The organism is Amycolatopsis stemonae (genome assembly GCF_054781455.1).
Genome location: NZ_BAAGUJ010000009.1, coordinates 214,491 through 237,675 on the forward strand (window position 1 = coordinate 214,491; position 23,185 = coordinate 237,675).

The following is a 23,185-nucleotide window of genomic DNA, read 5'->3' on the forward strand; positions in this document are numbered from 1 at the left end:
CCTTCACACGTCGTGAGCACAGGCTACTGCTTGGCCAGCACGTCCCGGCTCTTCGACGCCATCTCCGCGAACACGTCGTCGTCGCGCTGGTGCGCGAAGTACGCCTCGAACAGCGGACGTTCCGCGTCCTGCAGGGCGGCGCCGTTGCCGTAGACGACCGCCGGGACCAGCGAGCCGTCCTTCATCATCGTCGTGAACACCGACAGGTCGACGCCCTGGCCCTTCATCGCCGCCGCCGACGCGTCCATCGATGCCGGGATCGACGGGAAGAACGTGCCGCTCGCGCCGGCCGCCGACTGGCACTCCGGCGAGCCCATGTACGAGACCCACTTCCAGGTCAGGTCCGGGTTCTTCGTGCCGGCCCAGATGTTGTCGCCGTTGGAGTTCGACAGCGCCGAGCGCTTGCCGGCCGGCCCGAGCACCGTCGGCGCGATGCCGACCTTCACCCCGGGCAGCTTGGCGAACGTGCCCGCCGACCACGAGCCCGCGGTCTCCATCGCCACCTTGCCCGAGCCGAGCAGGTCGACGTCGCTGATGGTCGCCTGGCCGCCGGTGGTGAACGTGCCGATCTTCGGCGCGAAGCCGCGGTCGGTCAGCGACCGCACCCAGCGCATCGTCTTGGCGAACACCGGATCGGCGTAGCTGAACGTCGTCGGCCACGACGGCTTGTCGGCCAGCCGCCAGCCGGTGGTCATGGCGAACGAGCTCCACGTCGCCTCGCCGATGAAGTCGCGCGACGCGAGCTGCCCGGTGCCGTAGGTGGCGACGTGGTCCTTGTCGAACCCGGGCTGGTCGCCCCGGACGCCGTTCTTGTCGACGCTCAGGTGTGCCGCGACCTTCTCGAACGTCCCGCCGTCGTCGGGGTTCCAGGTCAGCTTCGCGATGTCCGCGGGCGTGTATCCGGCTTTCGTGATGACGTCGGTGTTGTAGTACAGCCCGGTCGCGGACCAGTCCAGCGGCAGCCCGTACTGCTTGCCGTCGGTGAACTTCCACGCGTCGACGCCGACGGAGAACCGCTTCAGGTCGAACTTGTCCCGGCCGATCAGGTCGTCCAGGGGCAGCAGCTGGTGCTGCGAGGCGTAGGCCTGGAAGTACTGGACGCTGTTCTGGAACGCGTCCGGCGCGGTCCCGCCGACGAACCCGGCGGTCAGCTTGGTGAAGTAGTCGTCCACGTTGTACTGGGTGATCTTCACCGTGGTGCCGGGGTTGGCCTTCTCGAACCCCGACGCGCAGGTCTGGTACGCCGCCGCCTGTTTGTCGTCCCAGGTCCACCAGTTGACGGTGGTCCCGCTGCCGCTCGCCGAGCCGCCTCCGCAGGCGGCCACGAGCGCTCCGAGGGTCGCCGCCAGTCCGGCGGCGGTGAGCGTGCGCAACTTCATGTCAACTCCAGAATGGGCCGGAATCCTTCGAGTACCGCCTGAACGTCGTCGGGGCCGCCGGCTTCGTGGCCGTTGTACTCCCAGACGGCGAGCTGCTTCTGTCCTTTGTAGACGTGGTAGGCGCCGAACACCGTGGACGGCGGCACGATCCCGTCCATCAGCCCGGTGCTGAACCACGCCGGGGCTGTCGCGCGCGAGGCGAACCCGACACCGTCGAAATAGGACAGCACGCCGAACACCCGCGCCACGGCGTCCCGGTGGTCGGCCAGGTACCGCGACAGCTCGACGTACGGTCGTTCCCCGCCGACCAGGCTGGCGCGCCGGAAGTCGCAGAGGAACGGGGCTTGCGCGTGCAGGGCCGCGACGTCCGGGACGAGGCCCGCCGCGGCGAGGGCGATGCCGCCACCCTGGCTGTTGCCGAGCACCGCGACCCGCGCCGGGTCGACGTGGTCCAGGGCCCGGACCGCGTCGACCGCACGGGCCGCGTCGGTGAAGATCCGCCGGTAGACGTAGGTTTCGCGGCTCTCGATGCCGCGGGTCAGGTGGCCGGGGTACGCCGGTCCGCTGCCCATCGGGTCGGGCGTCACGCCACCCTGGCCACGCACGTCGACCTGCAGGTGCGCGTATCCCGCGGAGGCCCAGTGCAGCTCCTGCAGCGCGCTGCCCCGGCTGCCGCCGTAGCCGTGGAACTGGACGATCGCCGGCAGCGGCCCGTCGACCCCGCGCGGCTGCCGCAGCCAGGCCCGCTGCGGATGACCGCCGAAACCCGCGAACGTCACGTCGAAGACGTCGAGCGTGCGCAACGGCGTTTCGACCGGGGTCAGGGTCAGCGCGAGGTCGTGGTCGCGGGCTTCGTCGAGCGTCGACGTCCAGAACGCGTCGAAGTCCGGCGGCGCCACGTAGTCGCTGCGGTACGCCCACAGCGCGTCGAGCCCGAGGTCGGTGAACATCACAGTCCTTTCAGGACGGTCGATTCGCCGGTCCGCAACCGCAGCTCGGTCCCGCGGCCGCGGTAGCGGACCCGGACCGGCTCGGCCGGGTCGCCGGACAGCCGCCGCAGGACGGCGTACCGCAGCTCGCCGTCGCGCCACTCGACGTCGGCCGCGAGCCCGCCGCGGCAGCGCAAGCCACGCGCCTCGCCGGAAGGCCAGTCCGCGGGCAGCGCGGGGAGCAGCCGGACCACGCCGTTCTGGCTCTGCAGCACCAGTTCCGCGAGCGCGGCCGGGAAGCCGTAGTTGCCGTCGATCTGGAACGGCGGGTGCGTGCTGAACAGGTTCGGCAGCAGTCCGCCCCACTCGGAGCCGTCGAACGGCGCGTCGCGGTGCCGGTCGCCGGTGAACGGCTGTGATGCTTCGCCGAGCAGCTTCCGCGCGGTCTCGCCGTCGCCGAGCCGGGCGCGCAGCGCGATCTTCCAGGCCCACGACCAGCCCATCGCCCCCGGCCCCCGGCGGTCCAGCACCCGTCGCGCCGCCTCCGCCAGTTCCGGGGTGCCGAGCTGCCCGAGCGGGTACAGCGCCACCAAGTGCGACATGTGCCGATGCGTGGGGTCGGCTTCGGGGAGGTCCGACGCCCACTCCCCCAGCCGCCCGTCGGGCAGCACCGGCAGCGGGCGCAACCGCGGCAGCGCGGCCTCGATCTCGCCGCAGACCGGGTCGTGGACGCCGAGCGTCTCGGCGGCGGCGAGGCTCCGCTCGAACACCGCGCGGATCAGGACGAGGTCCATGGTCGCCGAGTGCGTGAGCGATTCCTTCGTCCCGGCTTCGGAAAGGAACAGGTTCTCCGGCGACGTCGACGGGCACGTCCCGAGAAAGCCGTCCTGTTCGACGAGCCAGTCCAGGCAGAACTCCGCGCAGCCCCGCAACAACGGCCACGCCGTCTTTTCGAGGAAGGCGTGGTCGCGCGTGAAGTCGTAGTGCTCCCAGGCGTGCTGCACGAGCCATGCGCCACCCAGCTGCCAGATCGCCCACGACGGGTTGCCGTGCCCCATCCCGACCGGCAGCGCCCAGCCCCACGGGTCGGTGTTGTGGTGGGTGACCCAGCCGCGGGCGCCGTACAGCTCGCGCGCGACGTCCGCGCCGGTGACCGCGAGCTTCCCGAGCAGGTCGAACAGCGGGAGGTGGCACTCGCCGAGCCCGGTCGTCTCGGCGGCCCAGTAGTTCATCTGGGTGTTGATGTTGACCGTGTAGTTGGACGACCAGGCCGGACGCAGGTCGTCGTTCCAGATGCCCTGCAGGTTCGCCGGCGGCGCGCCCGGCCGCGACGCGCTGGCCAGGAGGTACCGCCCGTACTGGGAGAGCACGGTCGCGGTGAGCTGTTCGTCCTTTCCGGACAGCAGCTCGGCGACGTCGTGGGTGCCGCCCCGGCGTTCGCCGATCCTGAGCGACGACGCGCCGAGCAGGGGACGCAGGTCGGCCTCGTGTGCACGCCGCAACTCCGCGGCTCCGGTCTCGACGGCCTGCTCGGCGAGGACCGCCGCGCGGCGCCGGTGCTCGTCGCGGGTGTGCTGCCGGTCGCCGATCCAGGCGTCGTACGCGCTGGTGGAGCTGGCCAGGACGATCAAGACTCCGGTGTCCGTCCTGGCGACCCGGACGGACACCGCGCCGAACGGGTCGTACCCCTCGGCCGTCCCGTACCGCAGTGGCTCGGCGACCTGCGGCTCGTGCCGCGGCGCGCCGTCGATCGGGATCTCGACGCCGAGATCGAGGCCGTCGCGCGACACCTCCCGCAACGGTGTCGACAGATCGACCTCCACGTCGATCGCGCCGGACAGCGCGACGCACAGCACCTGGGCGGGCCGGCTCACCCACGTCGTGCGCTCGACGTCGTGGCCGCCGATCGTGAGCCGCTCGGTGGTGACGCCGTTGTCGAGGTTGAGGGTCCGGCCGTGCGAGGTGCCTTCCGGGAGGGTCAGCCAGAGGTCCACGTACGGCAGGAACTCCTGGCTGTACGGGCCTTCGAACCCCATCAGGAGGTCTTGGGCGCGCCGGAAGTCCTTCGCGAACACGGCCTCGCGCACCTCGGCGAGCCGGTCCGGGCCGGCGTCGACGTCGGCCAGCGCGGCCGCCGGGCCGTCCGGGGTGCCGGACCAGACCGTGGCGTCGTTGACCTGGATCCGCGTGCGGCCGGCGCCGCCGAAGACCATCGCGCCGAGCCGGCCGTTGCCGACCGGCAGCGCTTCGGTCCAGTCGGCCGCCGGGTGCGGCCAGGAGAGCAGGAGATCCGTCATTTCAACCCCGTGAAGCCGATGGAATTGACCAGCCGGCGGCCGAACACCACGAACAGCAGCAGCATCGGCAACGCGGCGACGAGTGTGGCGGCCATCAGGCCGGCCCAGTCCAGCGCCGCCTGCGGCGAGGACTGCTTGAACACCGCGAGCGCCAGCGTGAGCGGGCGGACGGTGTCGTCGTTGGTGACCAGCAGCGGCCACAGGTAGTCGTTCCAGGTGGTGATGAACGTCAGCAGCGCCAGGGTCGCGAGCGGCGCGGCGCTCATCGGCAGCACGATCCGGAAGCAGACGCGCAGCGGCCCGGCGCCGTCGATGATCGCGGCCTCTTCGATCTCGGTGCTGAGGCCGAGCATGAACTGGCGCAGGAAGAAGATGTTGAACGCGGAGAAGAACGCCGTCGGCAGGATCATCCCGCCGAAGCTGTTGAGCAGGCCGAGGTCCTTGATCAGCACGAAGTTCGGCAGCAAGGTCAGCACCTGCGGCACCATCAGGGCGGTCAGCAGCACCGCGAAGACGGCGTTGCGGCCCTTCCACCGCAGCCGCGAGAACGCGAACGCCGCCAGCGCGGAGAAGAACACCGTGCAGATCGTCAGCAGCACCGCGTAGACCACCGAGTTCCGCAGCGACCGGAGCAGGTCGATCGAGGCCGCGGAGCCACCCTGCGCCGCGGCCTCGGCCGGGTCGGCCAGGCCGAGCGCCCGCTCGAACGCGCCGAGCGTGAACCCGGCCGGCAGCGGCGAAGCCGGGTCCGTGGCCAGGGCGTAGTTGTTCGACAGCGCGGTCCGCACGATCCAGTAGAACGGGAAGATCGTGACGACGAGGACGAGCACGAGGTACGTCCACGCGACGACCCGGCCCGGCGAGCTCCGGCGCACGGTCCCTCCTAGGTGGTGTCGGACTCGCCGGCGCGAGCCATCTTCAGCTGGGCGAACGTCACGGCCGCCAGCAGCACGAACAGGGCCAGCGACATGGTCGCGGCGTAGCCGAAGTCGAACTGGCCGAACGCCTTGTCGTAGATGTACATCTGCAGCACCTTCGACGCGTCCGCCGGCCCGCCCTTGGTCGTCACCTGCACGATGTCGAAGATCTGGAACGAGCTGATCACCGTCAGAACCACGACCATCACCAGGATCGGCCGCAGCAGCGGCACGGTGAGCCGCCGGAACATCTGCAGCTCGCTCGCGCCGTCGATCCGGCCCGCTTCGTACACAGTGGACGGGATGGTCTGCAGCCCGGCGAAGATCAGCACCGCGTTGTAGCCCATGGACTTCCAGATGTTGAGCCCGGCCAGCGTCGGCACCGCCCAGGCCCCCGAGCCGAAGAACAGCACCGGCTCGCCGGTGACCTTCGTGATCAGGATGTTGACGATGCCGAGCTGCGGGTCGAGCATCCACGACCAGACCAGCGCCGTGACCACGCCGGAGATGAGGAACGGCAGGATCATCAGCCCGCGGACGGTGGCCGACACCGCGAGCCGGTGCAGGATCACCGCCGTGACCAGCGAAACCAGCACGCCCAGGACCACCGACAGCGCGACGAAGTAGACCGTGACGAGCAGGGAGTGCCAGAACTCGCCGTCGCCGGCCAGCTCCTGGAAGTTGCCCAGGCCGATCCAGCGCGGCTCGGTGAGGACGTGGAACTCGGTGAAGCTGAGGTAGAGCCCGCGCAGGGTCGGGTAGGCGAAGAACACCGCGAACCCGCCGAGCGCGGGGCTGACGAGCAGCCACGCGATCGGCGCGTCCCGGCCCCTAGACGGTGATCTTGTCGACGTCATAGACGTAACCGGCCTGGTTGCCGATCTGGACGGTGTTGGCCCCGGCCTGCAGGTACACCGGGACGGTCACGGTCTGCGGCGTGTTCCAGTCGTTGTCGTTGCTGCCGGCGACCGGCAGCGGGAACGACGTCCCGTTGACCGTGACGATGCCCGTCCGACTGGAGTCGCCGTCTACATAGGACAGCTGCAGCAGGTAGGTGCCCGCCTTGGCGGTGGTGACCGCCGGCAGGACGACGTACCCGCTGCCGCCGAGGTAGCCGACCTTCTTGCCGCCCGAGCAGGTGCAGTCGTAGACGGTCGCGCCGCCTTGCGGACTGCCGTTCTCGGCCTCGTAAGCCTGGGGTCCGGCGGCCGCCGGTGTCGTCACGCTGATCTTCCTGCTGGGCGCGGACGGCTTGCCGTACCGCTGGTTGGCGACGACCGTGAAGTCGTAGCTCGTCGACGGCTGGAGGCCGGTGACCGTGGCTTTTGCCTCACCGGTGCTGGTCAGCTTCTTGCCGTTGGCGTAGACGTCGTAGTCCTGCGCGCCCTTCGACGCGTCCCAGGCGAGCGAGACGCTGGTGCCGGTGGCCGCGGTGCCGTGCACGACGGCCGGGGCGGCGAGCGCGTTGCGGTCTCGCGGCGTCACCTTGAACAGGCGCGAGCCGTGCACCGGCAGGTCGGCGGTGGTGGTGCCGACCTCCTGGTGCGCCCACAGGTCCCGGATCTGCACCGGGCCGTTGATGCCGAGCTGCGCGAGGTCCGCGCCGACGCGGGCAGGCGCCGCGGCGAGGTTGAACAGCGCGACCGTGTAGCTGCCGTCGGCGTTGCGGTTGTACCAGACCTGCTGGTCGGTGGTCTGGCTCACCGGCTTGGCCGGGATGCCGGCCTGGTTGACCGCGATGACCTCGTCGTTGGTGAGCAGCTTGACGCCGTAGTCGTCGAGCTGGGTCAGGTCGTCGCCCATGTAGAGCGGAGCGGCTTCGATCGCCCAGAGCGTCATGTAGCTCTGGCGCTCGGCCGGGGTGATGCCGTCCAGCTTGCCGCTGCCGACGTCGAGCGAGTCGAGGTTGTTCCAGTGCCCGGGGCCGGCGTCGGGGATCCACTGCACGACGTCGTTCCAGCGCTGCTTGACCGAGTTGTTCCAGGTCACGAGGGTGTCGCAGTAGCACTCGACGTCCGTGTCGACACGCCAGCCGTTGGTGTTGGCCTTCCAGACGTCGGCCTGGCGGTGGCTCAGCGCCCAGGAGATGACGAACTCCATCGGACGGCCCGTCTTGGCGATGGCCTTGTGCCACGCCTCGACGTCGGCGGTGTTGGTGTAGTTCTCGCCGCCCTTGAAGGAACCGGGGCCGACGCCGTCGAGCTTGAGGAAGTCGACGCCCCAGCCGGCCAGCAGCTGCGCCACCGAGTCCACGTAGGACTGGGCACACGGGTTGGTGAAGTCGATCTTGTAGGCGGAGTCCCAGCCGTTGGTCTTGCGCAGGTCGGGGTAGACGAGGTCCTTGGTGTGGCAGTTCGTGGTGCCCGCGATCGGCGAGTTGCCGTCGCCGTAGGCCTTGAGGTCGAGCCCGACCGCGAGGTAGGAGCCGAGCTTGAGGCCCTTCTTGTGGACGTAGTCGGCGACGTACTTCATGCCGTCCGGGAAGGTCGTGGGGTTGACCACCGGGCGGGCGTTCGCGTCGAAGCCGTTCGACCAGCCGGCGTCGATGTTGACGTAGGTGTAGCCGTGCTGCTTGAACTTCGCGGCGAGGACGTCGGCCTGCTGGAGGACGTGGGCCTCGGTGAGCCAGCTGGCCGGGCCCGTCGGGTTGACGCCCGGGTAGTTCGTCGACTCCAGGCTCCAGCTGCTCCAGCCCAGGTAGGGCTTCTGGGCTGCCGGCTGGGGTTCGGCGGCGGCCGCCTGGGGTGCCACTGCCAGGGCCGCGACCACCCCCAGCCCGGCGAGGACACCCAGGGCCCGTCTGCCGCGTGCTGCCATGACCACTCCTTCGAGGTCGGTGTCAGACATCGGAGGTCCACGGTTCATCTCGACAAAACCATGGATCCTATAGGATCGACGGTTGGAGATTCTGGCTGCTGGAGTTCATGGATGTCAACGGCTGAGCCGGACAGAGATCAGACGAATCCGGAAGTGTCGGGGGTGGCGGCTAGGTTCGGGCCATGCTCACCACGCTGGCCGTCGAGAACTACCGTTCGCTGCGGGACCTGGTGCTGCCGCTGTCCGGGCTGACCGTCGTGACCGGGCCGAACGGCAGCGGCAAGTCGAGCCTGTACCGCGCGCTGCGGCTGCTGGCGGACGCGTCCCGCAACGGCGCGGTGGCGGCGTTGGCGCGCGAAGGCGGGCTGCCGTCGACGCTGTGGGCGGGTCCGGAAAACGGCTCCCGTCCGGGCGCGCGGGTCCAGGGCACGGTGCGCACCAAGTCGATCGGGCTGCGGCTGGGGTTCGCGGGCGACGAGTTCGGCTACGCGCTCGACCTGGGCCTGCCGGTGCCGGCCGAGACGATGTTCAACCTGGACCCGGAGTTCAAGCGGGAGGCCGTCTGGTCGGGTCCCGTGCTGCGCCCGGCCACCCTGCTGGCCGACCGCGCGGGCCCGTCGGTGCGCACCCGGGTCTCGTCCGGCGCGTGGGACGCCGACCGGTACCGGATCCGCCTGACGGACAGCATGCTGAGCGAGTTCGCGGACCCGCGCGCGTGCCCGGAGCTGCTGGTGGTGCGGGAGCGGATCCGCTCATGGCGCTTCTACGACCACTTCCGCACGGACGCTTCGGCCCCGGCCCGCCGCTCGGCGGTGGGAACCCGCACGTTCGTCCTCTCCCACGACGGCGCGGACCTGGCCTCGGCCCTGCGGACGATCATCGAAGTGGGCCGGGCAGCCGACCTGGAGTCCCTCGTCGACGCGGCGTTCCCGGGCTCCCGGCTCGCGGTGGAGTCCCAGGACGGGGTGCTGTCGGTCCGCTTCCACCAGCACGGGCTCCTGCGCCCCCTGTCGGCGGCGGAACTGTCGGACGGCACGCTGCGGTTCCTGCTGTGGGTAGCGGCATTGCTTACGCCGCGACCCCCGGAGCTGCTGGTGCTGAACGAGCCGGAGACGTCGCTGCACCCCGACCTGCTGCCGGCCCTGGCGGCGCTGATCGCGACGGCGGCCAAGGAGACCCAGGTGGTGGTGGTCTCGCACGCATCACCACTGATCCGCGCCCTCACCGACGTCGCGGAGGTGGGAGCCTTGGAGCTGGAGAAGCAGAACGGCGAGACGAAGCTGCTCGGCCAGGGGCGGTTGGACCGGCCTTCGTGGCACTGGCCCCAACGCTGACCGAGGAGCGTCGGCGCGGTCAGCGGCCGCGGGTGCTCTCGCGGATCTCCAGGGCGAACGGCGTCTGGATGTCCTGTGGTGGCAACCCCTTGTCCCCCGTGATGCGGCGGTGCACGAGGTCGATCGCCGCCTCGGCCAAGGCTGTTTTGTCCGGGGCGATCGTCGTCAACGCCGGCAGGGAGAACGCGCTCTCTTCGTTGTTGTCGAACCCGACGATCGCCACGTCCTCCGGGACGCGCAGGCCCCGCTCGGCGACCGCCCGCAGGGCGCCGATCGCCAGCAGGTCGTTGAAGCAGAACACCGCGTCCGGCGGCGATGGCAGCGCCAGCAACGATCGCATCGCCGCCGCACCCACCGAGCGGTGCCACTTCTCCGCCGGGGCGACCAGATCGTCCGCATAGGACAGACCCGCGGCCGACAGGCCCGAGCGGTACCCCGCCAGACGCTGGGAAGACGTGCCACGAGCCGGGTTGCGGCCGATGGCCGCGATGCGCGTGCGTCCCAACGATGCCAGGTGGGACACCGCCGTCCGCGCGGCCAGGACGTTGTCGATCGCCACGTGGTCGATGGGCACGTCGACCGCGTGCTCGCCCAGCATCACCAGGGGAATCTCGCCCGGCGACGGGAAGTCCGCCGCCTCCAGGGCTTCCGGGTGCACCAGGGCCCCGTCCACCAGGTGCGGGCCCAGCGACGACAGCGTCGCCCGCTCCCGCGACCGCGTCCCCTGCGTCTGCTCGATCAGGACGCTCCAGCCGCGCTTCTGCGCCGCCGTGATGACCAGCCCCGCCAGCTCGCCGAAGTACGGGATCGACAACTCCGGCACCATCAGGGCCAGGAACCCCGTGCGGCCGCGGCGCAGGTTCCGCGCGCCGACGTTGGGCCGGTAGCCCGTCGCCGCCAGGGCTTCTTCGACGCGCCGGCGGTTTTCCGGCTTGACGAAGGCATAGCCGTTCACCACGTTCGACACCGTCTTCACCGACACTCCGGCGAGCGTGGCGACGTCCTTGAGCGTCACGGTCACGGGCGGCTCCTTCTCAGGTGGTGAGCACGCAGCATAGCGATAATTTGCCGGTTTACAACGTTGTTCCAACGATGTAAAAAGTACAGCAAGGCTCCCGCGGTGACTCCGATCACCCCGGTGAGCGGGCCCCACCGTCGCTGCCCGAGGAGTCACCGTGCCTCTGTCCACCCGCCCCCGCCTGGTCATCGTCACCGCGGCCGCCGCCGCGCTCACGCTCACCTCCTGCACCAGCAGAGAAGAGACCCCGGCCGCCCCCGCCAACGGGAGTGGTCCCGCCGCCTCCGCGCAGTCCGTCGCCCCGAGCGCCGACGGCTGCACGATCGACAAAACCGGTTACCCCAAGGTCGATCTCAAGACCGCGGTGGTCGGTTTCTCACAGTCGGAAAAGGAAGCCAATCCCTTCCGGATCGCCGAGACGCAGTCCATCAAGGACGAAGCCGCCAAGCTCGGCATCGCGAGCGACAAGCTGCTCGTCACCAACGCCCAGAGCGACCTGAACAAGCAGATCAGCGACATCAAGTCGATGCTCGACCGCGGCGCCCAGCTGCTCGTCGTCGCGCCGCTGAACTCCGACGGCCTGCAGCCCGCGCTCGACGCGGCGAAGGCCAAGAAGGTCCCGGTCGTCACCATCGACCGCAAGGTGACGTCGCAGCCGTGCACCGACTACCTGACCTTCATCGGCTCGAACTTCGTCGAGCAGGGCAAGCGCGCCGCGCAGGAGATGGCGCGCGTGACCGGCGGCACCGGCAAGGTCGCGATCCTGCTGGGCTCCTCCGGCAACAACGTGACCACCGACCGCACCAAGGGCTTCAAGGACGAGCTCGCGAAGACGCCCGGGCTGTCCGTGGCCGTCGAGCAGACCGGTGACTTCGACCGGTCCAAGGGCCAGTCCGTGATGGAGCAGCTCATCCAGAGCCACCCGGACATCACCGCCGTCTACGCCGAAAACGACGAAATGGGCGTCGGCGCGGTCAACGCGCTCAAGACGGCGGGCAAGACGCCGGGCAAGGACGTCAAGGTCATCTCGATCGACGGCACCCGCAACGCCGTGCAGCTCATCGCCGACGGCAGCTACAACGCCGTGATCGAGTCGAACCCGCGCTTCGGCCCGCTGGCCTTCCAGACGCTGCAGAAGTTCGAGAGCGGCGAGGCCATCCCCGCGAGCATCGTGATCACCGACGACCAGTACGACGAGACCAACGCGGCCCAGAAGGTCGGGAACGCGTACTGATGACGGCAGCCACCGAAGAGGACGTCGCCATGACGACCGCACCGGTGCTCGAGGTGGCCGGGGTGACCAAGCGGTTCCCCGGCACCCTCGCCCTCGACGACGTCAGCTTCGCGCTGCGCCCCGGCGAGGTGCACGCGCTGGTCGGCGAGAACGGCGCCGGCAAGTCCACGCTGATCAAGGTGCTCACCGGCGTCTACCAGCCCGACGAGGGCGAGGTGCGCCACCTCGGCGAGCCGGTGACGTTCAAGCGCCCGATCGACGCGCAGCGGGCCGGGATCTCCACGATCTACCAGGAGGTCAACCTCGTCCCCCTGATGAGCATCGCGGGCAACGTCTTCCTCGGCCGCGAGCCGCGCACGAAGGCCGGTCTCGTCGACTGGTCGAAGATGTACACCGACGCCCGCGAGCTGCTCAAGGGCTACGGCATCGAAGACGACGTCAAACGCCCGCTGCACACCCTCGGTGTCGGCGCGCAGCAGATGGTCGCACTCGCCCGCGCGGTCTCGACCGACGCGAAGGTCGTCATCATGGACGAACCGACGTCGTCGCTCGAGCCGCGCGAGGTCGAGACGCTCTTCGAGGTGCTGAACCGCCTGCACGCCGAAGGCATCGCGATCGTCTACGTCAGCCACCGCATGGACGAGCTGTACCGGGTCTGCGACAGCGTCACCGTGCTGCGCGACGGCCGGGTCGTCCATAGTGGACCGCTGGCGCCGCTCCCCCGGATCGAGCTGGTCTCGAAGATGCTCGGCCGGGAGATCCGCCAGATCCGCGAAGAGGGCGTCACGGCGTTCGGCGAAGAGCACGAGGTCGAGCGCGAGCCGCTGCTCAAGGCCGAAGGCCTGTCCGGCATGCGGAAGCTGCACGACGTCTCGGTGAGCATCCGGCCCGGCGAGGTCGTCGGCCTCGCCGGGCTGCTCGGCTCCGGCCGCAGCGAGACGGCGCGCGCCATCGTCGGGGCGTTCCCGCTCGACGGCGGTTCCGTGCTCCTGGCCGGGAAGCCGCTCAAGAAGGGCAGGATCAAGGCCGCCATGCGCGCCGGGATCGCGCTGCTCGCCGAGGACCGCAAGACCGACGGGATCATCCCGAACCTGTCGGTCCGCGAGAACATCGTGCTCGCCGCGCTGCCGTCGCTCTCGCCGTTCGGCCTGGTCAGCAAGGCCAAGCAGGACAAGATCGTCAAGATCTTCATGGAACGCCTGCGGATCAAGGCGTCCAGCCCGGAGCAGAAGGTGTCCGAACTGTCGGGCGGCAACCAGCAGAAGGTGCTGCTCGCGCGCTGGCTGGCCACCGGCCCGAAGATCCTCCTGCTCGACGAACCGACGCGCGGCATCGACGTCGGCGCCAAGGCCGAAGTGCAGGCGCTGATCGACGAGCTCGCGCAGGAGGGGCTCGGCGTGCTGCTCATCTCGTCCGAACTGGAAGAGCTGATCGACGGCTCCGACCGCGTGGTGGTGCTGCGCGACGGCTCCGTCGTCGGCGAGCTGACCGGCGACCGCATCACCGAGGAGAACGTCCTGACCGCGATCGCAGCCGAGGGTGACAACGATGTCTAGCGCCACCCTGACCAGAAGTCCCGACCGCGCGAAAGTCACCGCGTGGCTGCAGAACTACGGCGTCTACCTGGCCGTCGTCGTGCTGCTGCTGTTCAACGTGGTGTTCACCGAGAACTTCCTGTCCGCGGCCAACTTCCGCACCCAGCTGGTGCAGGCCGCGCCGGTCTGCATCGTCGCGCTCGGCATGGCGCTGGTGATCGGCACCGAGGGCATCGACCTGTCGGTCGGCTCGGTGATGTCGATCGCCGCCGCGCTCATCCCGCTCTACCTGGGCGCCGGCCCGCTGACGGCGGTCATCGTCGCGGTCATCGCCGGGGTCGTGTCCGGCCTGTTCAGCGGGTACCTGGTGGCCTACCTGGGCATCCAGCCGATCATCGCGACCCTGGCGTTGCTGGTGGGCGGGCGCGGGCTCGCGCTCGTGATCGCCCACGGCCAGCTCGTCCAGCTGCACAACCGGGACTTCCTGGAACTGGGCACGGGTGACGTCCTCGGCGTGCCGATCATGGTCATCGTCGCGGGCGTGCTCGCGGTGCTGGCCGGCCTGGTCGTCCAGCGCACGACGTTCGGCAGGCACCTGGTCGCGGTCGGCGGCAACCGCGCCGCCAGCACCCTGGCCGGGCTGCCCGTCAAGCGCGTGCTCGTCGGCGTCTACGTCATCTCCGGGGCGCTGGCCGCGGTGGCCGGCGTGCTCGCGACGTCGCGGCTGGGCGCCAGCGACCCCAACGACCTGGGCCTGTTGATGGAGCTGTCCGCGATCACCGCGGTCGTCGTCGGCGGCACGCCGCTGACCGGCGGCCGGGTCCGCGTGCTCGGCACCGTGTTCGGCGCGCTGCTCATGCAGCTCGTGCACGCCACCCTGATCAAGCACAACCTGCCGGACTCGACCGCGCAGATGGTCCAGGCGGCCATCATCGTCGTCGCGGTCTACGTCGCACGTGAGCGGAGCAGCAAATGACCGCGACCCAGACCCAGGCCCGCAACGCGGCCTTCGCCGGGGTCCTGCAACGCCAGGGCGCGGCCGTCGTCCTCGTGCTCGGCATCGCCGCCGCGTGGTTCGCTTTCCCGCGTTTCGGGTCCGCGGACAACCTGCGCGACCTCGCGCTGCAGAGCTCGTTCCTCGCGGTGATCGCGCTCGGCATGACGTTCGTGATCATCTCCGGCGGCATCGACCTCTCGGTCGGCTCGAACTACGCGCTCGGCGGCGTCCTCGCCGCGTACGGCGCGCAGTACGGCGTGGTCTTCGCGATCCTGCTGCCCCTGGCGGTGTGTTCGCTGATCGGGCTGGTCAACGGCCTGCTCATCGCGCGCACCGGGATGGCGCCGTTCATCGTCACCCTGGCGTCGCTGTTGTTCGCCCGCGGGCTCTTGCTGGCGTTGACCTCCGAAGGCGCGACGACGTACAAAGTGGACCCCGGCTCGGCGTTCCTCTGGCTCGGCCAGGGCACGGTCTTCGGCGTCGGCGTGCCCGTGTACCTCACCCTGATCCTGTTCGCGTTCGGCGGGCTGCTCCTGCGCCGGACGCGGTTCGGGCAGTCGGTGTTCGCCATCGGCGGCGCCGAGAACTCCGCGATGCTGATGGGGCTTCCCGTGGCCCGCACCAAGATCAGCCTCTACACCCTCAGCGGTGCGCTGGCCGGGTTCGCCGGCGTGCTCACCGCCGCGTACCTGCAGTCCGGCGTCACGGTCATCGGCGTCGGCACCGAGCTGGACGCGATTTCGGTCGTCGTCATCGGCGGCACGCTGCTCACCGGCGGCGCCGGCACCATCGTCGGCACGCTCGTCGGCGTGCTGCTGCGCACGCTGATCCAGAACGTCATCAACCAGATCGGCACCCTCGACTCCAACTACCAGACGGTGGTGAGCGGGGCCTTCCTGCTCGTCGTCGTGGTGATCCAGCGCCTGCTGGCGCGCTCCCGAACCCGCTGACCCCTGTCCCCTACCAGGAGGTTCAACGATGTTCCGCCCTGCCCGAAAAACCCGGAGATGGCTCACCGCGGCCGCCGCGTTCGCGGTCGCGGTGGCCGGCCTCGGCACCGTCCCGGCGGCCAGTGCCGCCGACGCCCCGCAGTGGCAACGGCTGACGCCGCCGCTGTCCACGCCCTGGACCCAGGACGTCTCCCCCACCAACGCCCTCCCCGACTACCCGCGCCCGCAGCTGACCCGCGACCAGTGGCAGAACCTCAACGGCGTCTGGGAGTTCGCCAAGGCGACCCCGGGTGAGGCCGCCCCGGTCGGCAAGACGCTCGGCGAGCGGATCCTCGTGCCGTACCCGGTCGAGTCGGCGCTGTCCGGGATCATGCGCCACGAGACGAACATGTGGTACCGCCGCACGTTCGAGGTCCCGAAGAACTGGCAGGTCGGCAAGGGCCAGCGGCTCGTGCTGCACTTCCAGGCGGTGGACTACGACGCCACGGTGATCGTCAACGGCAAGACCGTCGGCCGCCACACCGGCGGCTACGACGCCTGGTCGGTCGACGTGACCGACGCGCTGACCACGGCGAAGAGCCAGGAAGTCGTCGTCGGCGTCGCCGACCCGAACGACCAGGGCGGGCAGCCGATCGGCAAGCAACGCCAGCCCGGCGACGGCATCTTCTACACGCCGACGTCCGGCATCTGGCAGACGGTGTGGATGGAGCCGGTGGCCTCGGCGCACGTCGACCGCCTGGACGTCACGCCCGACGTCGCGTCCGGTTCGGTCACGGTGAACGCCGTGGTCGGCGGGCCGGTGAAGCAGCGCGTCGAGGCCGTCGCCTACGACCACGGCCGCCCGGTCGGCCGCGTGTCCGGCGACGCGAACAAGCCGTTGAAGCTCAAGGTGGACAAGCCGCACCTGTGGTCGCCGGACGACCCGTTCCTCTACGACCTCCGCGTCAAGCTGTCGGGCGGGGACGAGGTCGGCTCGTACTTCGGCATCCGCTCGATCAGCGTCGGCAAGACCGCCGACGGCAAGGAACGGATGCTGCTCAACGGCAAGTTCGTCATGCAGGTCGGCCCGCTCGACCAGGGCTTCTGGCCGGACGGCATCTACACCGCGCCGACCGACGCGGCGCTGAAGTTCGACCTGCAGCAGGAGAAGGCGCTCGGCTTCAACATGGTGCGCAAGCACATCAAGGTCGAGCCGGACCGCTGGTACTACTACGCCGACAAGCTGGGCCTGATGGTCTGGCAGGACATGCCGGCGATGAAGGACGACATCGAGCCATCCGCGGCGTCGAAGGTCAACTACGAGGCCGAGATGCACCGGATGATCGACCAGCACCGCAGCTTCCCGTCGATCGTCACCTGGGTGCCGTTCAACGAAGGCTGGGGCGACTACGAGGTCGGCCGGATCGCCGACGAGGTCAAGTCGTGGGACCCCTCGCGGCTGGTGAACGCCGAGTCCGGCGTCAACTGCTGTAGGTCCGAACCGGACAGCGGTCGCGGTGACATCTACGACGACCACACCTACACGGGCCCCGGAACGCCGGTGCAAACCGGAACCCGGGCGGCCGTCGACGGCGAGTACGGCGGCCTCGGCCTCAAGGTCGACGGCCACCAGTTCGACCCGGCGGGCAGCTTCGCCTACGAGATGGAGCCCGACAGCGCGACGCTGACCCGGCGCTACGGCGAGCTGCAGCAGCGCCTGTTGCTGGTCGCCCAGCGGTGCGGCGTTTCGGCCGGCGTCTACACGCAGACCACCGACGTCGAGAAGGAGGTCAACGGCTTCTTCACCTACGACCGGCAGGTGAAGAAGATGGACTTCGCGGCGGTCCGCGCGGCGAACCTCGCGGTGATCAAGGGCGCCACCGGCGCACCGGTCACGTCCGGACCTCCGGTGCCCCAGGGCACGCCGGGCATCGACGGCATCGCGGCGTACGGCTTCGACGAGAACTCCGGCACCACGGCGAAGGACAGCGTGGGCAGCCACGACGCCACCCTCGTCGGCGGCGCGTCCTGGACCGCGGGCAAGAGCGGTTCGGCGATGGCGGTGAACGGGTCGGGCCAGTACGCCGACACGGGCGCCGCGCTGGTGAACACCGAAGGCAGCTACAGCGCGGCGGCGTGGGTCAAGTTCACCGCCGTGGGTGACGGCTTCCAGACGATCGTCAGCCAGGACGGCGACAGCAACAGCGCGTTCTTCCTGCAGTACTCGGGTCAGGACCACCGCCTGGCGATGAGCTTCGTGGGCACGCGGGCCCTGGCGCCCACGGCTCCGGAAGCGAACCGCTGGTACCACGTCGTGGGCGTCCGCGACGCGGCGGCGGGCACGCTGAAGCTGTACGTGGACGGCCAGCTGGCGGCCACGAAGAGCGTCTGCCTCGGCGACGCCTCGACCGGCCACACGGTGATCGGCCGCGGCAAGTACGGCGGCAACCTGGTGGACTTCCTCAACGGGGCGGTCGACCAGGTGCACGTCTACGACCGGGCTCTGTCCGACGCGGACGTGAGCGCGTTGTACACCAGCGGAAAGTAAAGCAGTCCCCGATCCGGGGAGGCCGGGTTTCCCGGCCTCCCCGGATCTTCGCCGTCACGGTTGACCTGGAGCGCGCTCCAGCCCCTAGCGTCGTACTCGCCACGACGTACTGGGGAAAGGAACCGCCATGACCGACGAGCGCTTCGAACTCGGCCTGAAGACCCTGACCGCCATCGACGGCGAGAGCGGGCAGCGCGTGCTCGACAACCTCGCCGACGTCTCCCCCGCGCTGGCGGAAGCCGTCGTGTCGTGGGGCTTCGGGGAGATCTACGCACGGCCGGGCCTGGCCCCGCGCGACCGCCAGCTGGTGACGCTCGGCATGCTGACCGCCCTCGGCGGCTGCGAACCGCAGCTGGAGGTGCACGTCAACGCGTCGCTCAACGTCGGGCTCACGCCCGCGGAGATCGTCGAAGCGCTCCTGCACTCCGCGGTCTACTGTGGATTCCCGAAGGCGCTCAACGCGACCTTCACGGCCAAGAAGGTCTTCGCCGAGAGGGGGCTGCTGCCGGTGACGAGCGCATGAAGGTCGTCCTGTTCGGCGCGACCGGCATGGTCGGCCAGGGCGTGCTGCGGGAATGCCTGCGGGACGAGCGGGTGGAGGCGGTGCTGGCGGTCGGCCGGTCCCCGGTCGGCGTGCGCGACCCGAAGCTGTCCGAGCTCGTGTGCGAAGACCTCTTCGCGCTCGAGCCGATCACCGGGTACGACGTCTGCTTCTTCTGCCTCGGCGTGTCCTCCGTGGGCGTTTCGCCGGAAGAGTACGAGCGGATCACCTACCAGCTCACCCTTTCCGTGGCGAGCAAGCTGCCCGAGAACACCACTTTCGGGTACGTCTCGGGCGCGAGCACCGACAGCACCGAACGCGGCCGGGTGCGCTGGGCACGCGTCAAGGGGGCGACGGAGAACGCGCTCGCGAGGCTGCCGCTGCGGACGTTTTCCTTCCGCCCCGGCTACATCCAGCCCCTGCACGGGATCACGTCGAAGACCCCGCTCTACCGGACGCTCTACCGCGTCGCGATGCCGCTGTACCCGGTGCTTCGCCGACTGCTCCCCCACTACGTGACGACCACCGAGGAAATCGGCCTGGCGATGCTGGAAGTCGCCGAAAACGGCTACGAGCGGCCGATCCTCGAGAACACCGACATCGTCACCGCCGCCGCGCGACGAGGCCGGCCAGCAGGTTCGTGAGGCTTTCGGCCAGCCCGGCCGCGAACGACGGCGCCCCGCCCAGCTCGGCCGTGGCCGCCGCGACCACCGCCGTCGGGTTGGCCAGCGGCCACGCCCCCGACACCAGCACCACCACGCCGAGGGCGAAGTGCCGCGCGGCCGCCTCCGACAGCTCGGGCACCCGCGTCCGGACCAGCGCGCCGAGCCGCTCGGTGTTGGCCGCCGCACGGCGCTTGAAGTCGCGGGCGAACTCCAGGGAGATGTTGCGCTCCAGCACCGGCGCCATCGCGCTGATCAGCTCGCACAGCAGCCTCCGCTCGGCCAGTGTCGCCGCGATCGTGCCCGCGACGTGCTCTTCGCCCGCTTCCTCGAACACCAGGTGGTCGAGCCAGTCCGTCCACTCACCGTCCAGGACCTCGAGGAAGACGGCCTCGCGGCTGTCGAAGTAGCGGAGCACGTTGGACTTCGCGAGCCCGACCCGGCAGGCCAGCTCCCGCAGGCTGATGTCGGCGACCGGCCGCTCGGCGAGCAGCTCCCGCGCCGCGGCGAGGATCGCGGTGCGGCGCGCCTCGACCTGCTCCGGCCGCCGGGCACGCTGGAATCCGGCGCTCATGGCGCCGACAGTATCTCCCTCAGCCGCGGCTGGTGGCTTCCCGCCGCGTCTTGACCCGCCGGTAGCTCCAGATCAGCAACGCGAACAGGATCGCCGACGACAGGATCAGGCTCGACCCCGTGCTCCAGCCGCTGAACGGCAGCGACCGCACGGTGCCCCAGACGATCCCCGCCGCCAGCAGCGCCAGCCCGGCCAGCACCGAGCCGGCGATCCGCAACGGCGACGACACGCTGTCCTCGGCCGCCTTCATCGCGCGCTCGCGCACCGGGTCGACGTACCGCTCGAGCGCCGGGAACTCCGACGCGAGCAGCAGCAGCCCGGCGAGCACGAGCAGCAGCCCGGGCCCGGGCAGGACGAGCAGCAGCACGCCCACGACCAGCAGCACCGCGCCCGCCACCGTGATCAGGACGCGCTTCGCCTGTTTGCCGACGCCCACTGCGCCACTCCCCTCGTTTCGCCCGATTCTTCCTGGTTGCGCCGTCGTGTGCCACTCACGAGCACGCTCACCCGCGCCGCGGCGACGCTCGCCCCGGCCAGCGCCACCAGGCCGAGCGAGACCACCAGCCCGGGCCAGACGTAGAGCACCTGGGCGTAGGTCCCCCGCCGCCCGGCGAACACGACGCCCAGCAGCTGCGGCAGGAGCGCGAGCGGGACGAGCGGCAGCAGGGGCGGCACCACCCGCCACCACCGGGGCTTCCGCCGGGCCCGCCGGACGCCGAGCACCGCCAGGCCCACGGCGATCAACGCCAGCGCGCCGAGCACCCGGTCCGCGACGACCCCGGCGGGCAGCGCGGGCTCCGGCGTCTTCCCCCGCACCAGGCTCGCGAGGTCCCGGGCCAGCAGCTCGGCTTCGTTGTCCAGCGCCATCCCCGTGTTCGCCACCACGGCGATGCCGTACCCACCGGGCAGCAGGATCTGTGCGGCGGTGTGGGAAAACCAGTCGCCGGTGTGCGAGATCCGGCCGTCGCGCACGGCCCAGCCGAGTGCGTAGTCGCGACCGGGTGCCGGGGTGTGCGCGAGCGTGGCCGCCGACGGCGAGACCACGCCGCCGCCGTCCCGCTGGGCCACCAGCCACTTCGCCAGGTCCTGCGCGGTCGTGAGCACGCCGTGGCTGCCGCCGGTGAACCAGTCCGGTTCGCGCACCGGCACCACGACGCCGAACGCGCGCACGTGCCCCTCGGTCCCGCGCGGGCTGTCCACGGTGGAGCTGTCCGCCATGCCCAGCGGCCGGAAGACCTGCTCGGTCAGGAAGTCCGCGAACGGCTGCCCGGCCACGACCTCGACGATCCGGGCGGCCACCTCGTAGTTCGGGTTGTGGTAGTGGAACTCCGCGCCCGGCTCGCTCGCCAGCGGCGCGTCCCGCAGCCGCGCCGTCGCCTCCGCGAGCGTGTGCGGCTGCGGCAACGTGAGGTCGGGGAACGCGGAGTCGGCCATCCCGGACGTCTGGTCCAGGAGCATCCGGACGGTGATCCGCGCACCGCGCGGGTCGGCGAGCCGGAACTCCGGCAGGTAGCGCGGCACGGGGTCGTCGAGCCGCACGCGGCCGGCCTCGACGAGCCGCAGCACCGCGAAAGCCGTCATGGACTTGCTCAGCGACGCGATCGGCAGCCGTGTCGACGCGGTGATCGGCGTGCCGGCGGCGTCGTGGCCGTAGCCCGCGACGCGCACGACGTCGCCGTTGTGCGTGACGGCGACCGCGGCGCCGGGCAGACCGGTGTGGTCGAGGTAGGCGCGGACGTAGGCGTCGATGTTCCCGCCTTGAGCCGCGGCGGCGGGCGTCGCGGTGCCGAGCAGGAGCACCGCGAGCACGAGGAAAAGCCTGGTCATGCGGTCAACGTAGGGTTCGCGCGACGTCGTCGGCCGCTGCCGGACGACGTCGATCACCCCCGACTTTCGGCAGGGCTTGACAGCGGACCTATAGTCAACACATCGGTTGATAAACAGATTGGTTGATAAAGATGACGGTTGACGAGGAGGCGCTGGACCGGGCGTTCACCGCACTCGGCGACCCGGTGCGCCGGGCGCTGGTCGCCCGGCTGTCCCGCGGCGAGGCGACGGTCAACGAACTGGCCGAGCCCTTCGCGATCACGAAGCAGGCCATCTCCCGGCACATCCAGGTCCTGGAGCAGGCCGGACTGATCACGCGCAGCCGCGACGGCCAGCGCCGGCCGTGCCACCTCGTGCCGTCCGCCCTCGAGGCCCTCACCGGCTGGATCGACACCTACCGGCTGGCCACCGAACGCACCTACCGGCGGCTCGATGCCGTCCTCGACACCCTGGAGGAAACGCCATGAGCACCACGATCACCGCCCAGCCCGGAACGCCGTTCATCGACGTCACCCGCGAGTTCGCGGCCCCGCCGTCGGCCGTCCTGCGCGCCCACACCGACCCGGAGCTGGTCGTGCGCTGGCTGGGCCCGCACGGCATGGAGATGGAGCTCGTCGACTTCGACGCCCGCTCCGGCGGCGCGTACGACTACATCCACCGAGACGACCGCGGCGAGTACCGCTTCCGCGGCGTCTACCACACGGTGAGCGAAGACCGGATCATCCAGACGTTCGAGTACCTGGGCGCCCCGGGCGAAGTCACCCTCGACGCGATGACCCTGACCGACCTCGGCGGCCGGACCCGCATGGTGACGCACTCGGTGTTCCCGTCGGTGGCGGCGCGCGACGCGGCGCTGGAGAGCGGGATGAGCCGAGGCATCACGGAGTCCTTCGAGCGCCTCGACAAGGTGCTGGAATGACCGTCGTCGCCAGTTTCTGCATGTCCCTGGACGGTTTCGTCGCCCGCCCCGACGACTCGGTCGGGCCGCTGTTCGACTGGTACACCGCGGGCGACGTCGAGGTGCCGATGGTCGGGTATCCGATGACGTTCCGGGTGTCGCCCGCGAGCGCGTCGTACTTGCGGGACCAGATGGACTTCGCCCGGCACAGCGCCTTCGTCTGCGGGCGGCGGGTTTTCGACCACACGCGCGGGTGGGGTGGGCGGCCTCCCGGTGGGGGTACTGCTTTCGTTGTCACGCATCGGGATCCGCCCTCTGACTGGCCTTCTTCCTCCTTGGCTCCCTTCACCTTCGTTTCGGATGTTGCTCGCGCTGTCTCCTTGGCTCGGGAGGCTGGGGATGGGAACGTTGGCGTCTCCGGGCCCTGTATTGCCCGGCAGTGCCTTCGGCTCGGGCTGCTCGATGAGGTTCGGGTTGATCTTGTGCCCGTTTTTCTCGGTTCCGGTGTTCGGTACTTCACGGACCTTGGTGATTCTACGGCTGCGCTGGAACGGGTTCAGGTTGTCGAGGGTGAGGGGGTTACTCACCTTCGTTATCGCGTTCGTTATCCCGGCTTTTAACGATGCGGCTTCGCCGTGGCGTAGGAAATCGGCGCTTCGTGTTCTTGCTTCTTACGGTGCTCGTCTGCGCCGATTCCCCACGCAGCGAGCATCGTCACCACATCGAGTGATGAACATGTGTTCTGGGGC

At 70.2% G+C, this 23,185-nt stretch carries 21 protein-coding genes; 11 read left to right on the plus strand and 10 right to left on the minus strand.

Annotated features, from left to right (window positions below):
- Window positions 1-23: 23 nt before the first annotated feature.
- From ACYVLJ_RS30680 to ACYVLJ_RS30705, 6 genes are read right to left on the minus strand one after another with little or no spacing between them, the layout of a single operon-like run.
- On the minus strand, window positions 24-1,379 hold the full coding sequence (locus ACYVLJ_RS30680) for an ABC transporter substrate-binding protein (protein ID WP_460441289.1): 1,356 nt from the start codon (window positions 1,377-1,379) through the stop codon (window positions 24-26).
- Window positions 1,376-2,329, minus strand: a complete 954-nt coding sequence (locus ACYVLJ_RS30685; RefSeq protein ID WP_460441290.1) for an acetylxylan esterase — start codon at window positions 2,327-2,329, stop codon at window positions 1,376-1,378. Before ACYVLJ_RS30685 ends, ACYVLJ_RS30680 begins: the two co-directional genes overlap by 4 nt.
- A complete protein-coding gene (locus tag ACYVLJ_RS30690; protein ID WP_460441291.1) occupies window positions 2,329-4,605 on the minus strand; it encodes a glycoside hydrolase family 95 protein in 2,277 nt (758 codons plus the stop codon). The genes ACYVLJ_RS30685 and ACYVLJ_RS30690 overlap by 1 nt, the downstream gene beginning before the upstream one ends.
- Window positions 4,602-5,480: a carbohydrate ABC transporter permease gene (locus ACYVLJ_RS30695; protein WP_451981999.1), complete on the minus strand. Its 879-nt coding sequence runs from the start codon at window positions 5,478-5,480 to the stop codon at window positions 4,602-4,604. Before ACYVLJ_RS30695 ends, ACYVLJ_RS30690 begins: the two co-directional genes overlap by 4 nt.
- 8 nt (window positions 5,481-5,488) lie before the next feature.
- Complete coding sequence (locus ACYVLJ_RS30700) at window positions 5,489-6,379, minus strand: carbohydrate ABC transporter permease (RefSeq protein WP_451982002.1); 891 nt, start codon at window positions 6,377-6,379, stop codon at window positions 5,489-5,491.
- On the minus strand, window positions 6,354-8,339 hold the full coding sequence (locus ACYVLJ_RS30705; RefSeq protein ID WP_460441292.1) for a fibronectin type III domain-containing protein: 1,986 nt from the start codon (window positions 8,337-8,339) through the stop codon (window positions 6,354-6,356). Before ACYVLJ_RS30705 ends, ACYVLJ_RS30700 begins: the two co-directional genes overlap by 26 nt.
- A 182-nt stretch (window positions 8,340-8,521) precedes the next feature.
- Between ACYVLJ_RS30705 and ACYVLJ_RS30710 the strand changes: the two genes are divergently transcribed.
- Window positions 8,522-9,673, plus strand: a complete 1,152-nt coding sequence (locus tag ACYVLJ_RS30710; RefSeq protein ID WP_460441293.1) for an AAA family ATPase — start codon at window positions 8,522-8,524, stop codon at window positions 9,671-9,673.
- Between the two features lie 19 nt (window positions 9,674-9,692).
- Here ACYVLJ_RS30710 and ACYVLJ_RS30715 read toward each other — a convergent pair whose 3' ends face one another.
- Entirely contained in the window at window positions 9,693-10,694 is a 1,002-nt protein-coding gene (locus ACYVLJ_RS30715) for a LacI family DNA-binding transcriptional regulator (RefSeq protein WP_451982011.1), read from the minus strand.
- Window positions 10,695-10,848: 154 nt separating this feature from the next.
- Between ACYVLJ_RS30715 and ACYVLJ_RS30720 the strand changes: the two genes are divergently transcribed.
- From ACYVLJ_RS30720 to ACYVLJ_RS30750, 7 genes are all read left to right on the plus strand, one after another.
- Window positions 10,849-11,925, plus strand: coding sequence for an ABC transporter substrate-binding protein (locus ACYVLJ_RS30720; protein ID WP_451982014.1), 1,077 nt, complete (start codon window positions 10,849-10,851; stop codon window positions 11,923-11,925).
- Complete coding sequence (locus ACYVLJ_RS30725; protein WP_451982016.1) at window positions 11,925-13,481, plus strand: sugar ABC transporter ATP-binding protein; 1,557 nt, start codon at window positions 11,925-11,927, stop codon at window positions 13,479-13,481. The genes ACYVLJ_RS30720 and ACYVLJ_RS30725 overlap by 1 nt, the downstream gene beginning before the upstream one ends.
- A complete protein-coding gene (locus tag ACYVLJ_RS30730; RefSeq protein WP_451982019.1) occupies window positions 13,474-14,436 on the plus strand; it encodes an ABC transporter permease in 963 nt (320 codons plus the stop codon). The genes ACYVLJ_RS30725 and ACYVLJ_RS30730 overlap by 8 nt, the downstream gene beginning before the upstream one ends.
- A complete protein-coding gene (locus ACYVLJ_RS30735; protein ID WP_460441294.1) occupies window positions 14,433-15,407 on the plus strand; it encodes an ABC transporter permease in 975 nt (324 codons plus the stop codon). Before ACYVLJ_RS30730 ends, ACYVLJ_RS30735 begins: the two co-directional genes overlap by 4 nt.
- A 28-nt stretch (window positions 15,408-15,435) precedes the next feature.
- The gene (locus ACYVLJ_RS30740; protein WP_460441295.1) at window positions 15,436-17,934 is read left to right on the plus strand and encodes a LamG-like jellyroll fold domain-containing protein; all 2,499 of its coding nucleotides are present in this window, start codon (window positions 15,436-15,438) and stop codon (window positions 17,932-17,934) included.
- Window positions 17,935-18,061: 127 nt separating this feature from the next.
- The gene (locus tag ACYVLJ_RS30745) at window positions 18,062-18,457 is read left to right on the plus strand and encodes a carboxymuconolactone decarboxylase family protein (RefSeq protein ID WP_451982029.1); all 396 of its coding nucleotides are present in this window, start codon (window positions 18,062-18,064) and stop codon (window positions 18,455-18,457) included.
- The gene (locus ACYVLJ_RS30750) at window positions 18,454-19,119 is read left to right on the plus strand and encodes a Rossmann-fold NAD(P)-binding domain-containing protein (protein ID WP_460441296.1); all 666 of its coding nucleotides are present in this window, start codon (window positions 18,454-18,456) and stop codon (window positions 19,117-19,119) included. The genes ACYVLJ_RS30745 and ACYVLJ_RS30750 overlap by 4 nt, the downstream gene beginning before the upstream one ends.
- Here ACYVLJ_RS30750 and ACYVLJ_RS30755 read toward each other — a convergent pair.
- Genes ACYVLJ_RS30755 through ACYVLJ_RS30765 form a run of 3 tightly spaced genes read right to left on the minus strand, consistent with a single transcriptional unit; the run spans window position 19,079 to window position 21,538 of the window.
- On the minus strand, window positions 19,079-19,711 hold the full coding sequence (locus tag ACYVLJ_RS30755; protein WP_451982035.1) for a TetR family transcriptional regulator: 633 nt from the start codon (window positions 19,709-19,711) through the stop codon (window positions 19,079-19,081). The two genes, ACYVLJ_RS30750 and ACYVLJ_RS30755, sit on opposite strands and share 41 nt — an antisense overlap.
- A gap of 19 nt (window positions 19,712-19,730) precedes the next feature.
- Entirely contained in the window at window positions 19,731-20,147 is a 417-nt protein-coding gene (locus ACYVLJ_RS30760) for a PGPGW domain-containing protein (RefSeq protein ID WP_451982038.1), read from the minus strand.
- Window positions 20,114-21,538: a serine hydrolase domain-containing protein gene (locus ACYVLJ_RS30765; protein ID WP_460441297.1), complete on the minus strand. Its 1,425-nt coding sequence runs from the start codon at window positions 21,536-21,538 to the stop codon at window positions 20,114-20,116. Before ACYVLJ_RS30765 ends, ACYVLJ_RS30760 begins: the two co-directional genes overlap by 34 nt.
- A 131-nt stretch (window positions 21,539-21,669) precedes the next feature.
- Between ACYVLJ_RS30765 and ACYVLJ_RS30770 the strand changes: the two genes are divergently transcribed.
- The 3 genes from ACYVLJ_RS30770 to ACYVLJ_RS30780 are packed head-to-tail and all read left to right on the plus strand — an operon-like array spanning window position 21,670 to window position 23,056.
- The gene (locus tag ACYVLJ_RS30770; protein ID WP_451982044.1) at window positions 21,670-22,005 is read left to right on the plus strand and encodes an ArsR/SmtB family transcription factor; all 336 of its coding nucleotides are present in this window, start codon (window positions 21,670-21,672) and stop codon (window positions 22,003-22,005) included.
- Entirely contained in the window at window positions 22,002-22,457 is a 456-nt protein-coding gene (locus ACYVLJ_RS30775) for an SRPBCC family protein (RefSeq protein WP_451982047.1), read from the plus strand. Before ACYVLJ_RS30770 ends, ACYVLJ_RS30775 begins: the two co-directional genes overlap by 4 nt.
- A complete protein-coding gene (locus ACYVLJ_RS30780) occupies window positions 22,454-23,056 on the plus strand; it encodes a dihydrofolate reductase family protein (protein ID WP_460441298.1) in 603 nt (200 codons plus the stop codon). The genes ACYVLJ_RS30775 and ACYVLJ_RS30780 overlap by 4 nt, the downstream gene beginning before the upstream one ends.
- Window positions 23,057-23,185: the final 129 nt, after the last annotated feature.